This window comes from Arthrobacter sp. 10T413_2, from assembly GCF_056394205.1.
The window spans coordinates 1-1,465 of record NZ_JBFTHK010000340.1 but is presented as its reverse complement, the minus strand read 5'-3'; the positions used below and the strand labels follow the sequence as shown (position 1 = coordinate 1,465).

The following is a 1,465-nucleotide window of genomic DNA, read 5'->3' as shown; positions in this document are numbered from 1 at the left end:
ACGCGACGCCGTGGGCCAYATCCGGATTGATCGCGTCCCGGCAGTTGGGCGTCTGGRCCGGCAGCTGGGCGCCGGTGGCGTCCGTCACCGAATCGATGGCGATCGGTTCGCAGTACTTGCCGTCGTTGGCGAACGTGGCGAACGCGCTTGCCATGGTCAGCGGCGCCGTCTGGGTGGAGCCGATGAGGTTACCGAGGGTGGTCATCGGCACCTGGGGATTGGGGTTGTCCGTGCTCGGCAGGCCGCCGTGGATGCCGACGGCGTCGACGATCTTCTGGATCCCGCAGAGATCCACCTGGGCCGCCGTAGCGAAGGTGATCGTGTTKATGGAGTTGGCAAGCCCGTCGAGGACGGACATGTACTTGTAGTAGCCCTCTTCCGCGTTCTGCAGGTCATGGGTGCCGTTGGTCKCGTCATACCAGCCKACGGTCGGGKCCGGGCAGGTGTTCTTCCAGGGGAAATTCTGCGGATATCGGCGCACGGCGCCATTGAGCAGAGTGCTCATGGACTTGCCCTCATTGAGCCATTCCGCGAACGTGAAGGGCTTCATGGTGGAGCCGGGCTGGAAGCCGCCCAGACCGTTGAGGTCGTTGCCCTTGGCGTCTTGGCTGTCCACGTTGAAGTTCTGGGTCTGGTCGAATTTGCCGTCGGCCGGGAACCAGACGGTGTTCTGGGCCATGGAAATAATCTTGCCGGAGCCCGGCTGCACGGACACCAGCGAGGCGCCCCACTTGTCCGGGTTGGCGCCGGCCGAAGCATCAACCTGGGACTGGGCCACAGCCTGGGCGTGCGGGTCCAGCGTGGTCTTGATGGTCAGGCCGCCGCGGAAGATCTTCCGCTCGCGCTCGGCAGCGTCGGCCCCGTAGGCCGGGTTGTTCAGGAGCAGGTGCAACACGTAGTCGCAGAAGTACGGTGCGGTCTGCGAATAGGCGCAGCCCTGGCGGGGCTGGGTGACTTTGGTTTCCAYCGGCGTCGCGACGGCGGCGTCGTAGTCGGCCTGCTTGATTTTGCCCTGGGTCAGCATCGCCTTGAGCACGAGGTCGCGCCGGACCTTGGCGTTGTCCGGGTTCGAGATGGGGTCGTAGAAGGAGGGGCTGTTCACGACGCCGGCGAGAAGTGCCGCCTGCGGCAGGGTCAGGTCCTTGGCGGTGGTGCTGAAGAAGAACTTGGATGCGGCTTCGATGCCGTAGGCGTCCCGGTTGAAGAACACGATGTTCAGGTAGCCCTCAAGGATCTGCTCCTTGGTGAACTTCTTCTCCAGCGCGATGGCCAGCTTCATTTCCCGGAGCTTGTCCCCTACGCCCTTGTTGACGCCGTTGAGGAGGACCTCGTCGCCCTTGCCTTCGGCCTCCAGCGAGGAGTTGATGACGTTGTTCACGTACTGCTGGGTGATCGTGGACGCGCCCTGCTTCTGGCCGCGGGCGGTGCTGACGAGGGCGCGCAGGATGCMGGTGGTGTCCACGCC

Annotated in this window: 1 protein-coding gene; it reads right to left on the bottom strand. The window is 64.5% G+C overall.

Going from position 1 to position 1,465, the window contains the following annotated elements; all coding sequences use genetic code 11:
- On the bottom strand, positions 1-1,465 hold a 1,465-nt coding region (locus AC1DBQ_RS23285; RefSeq protein WP_476930745.1), incomplete at both ends, for a transglycosylase domain-containing protein.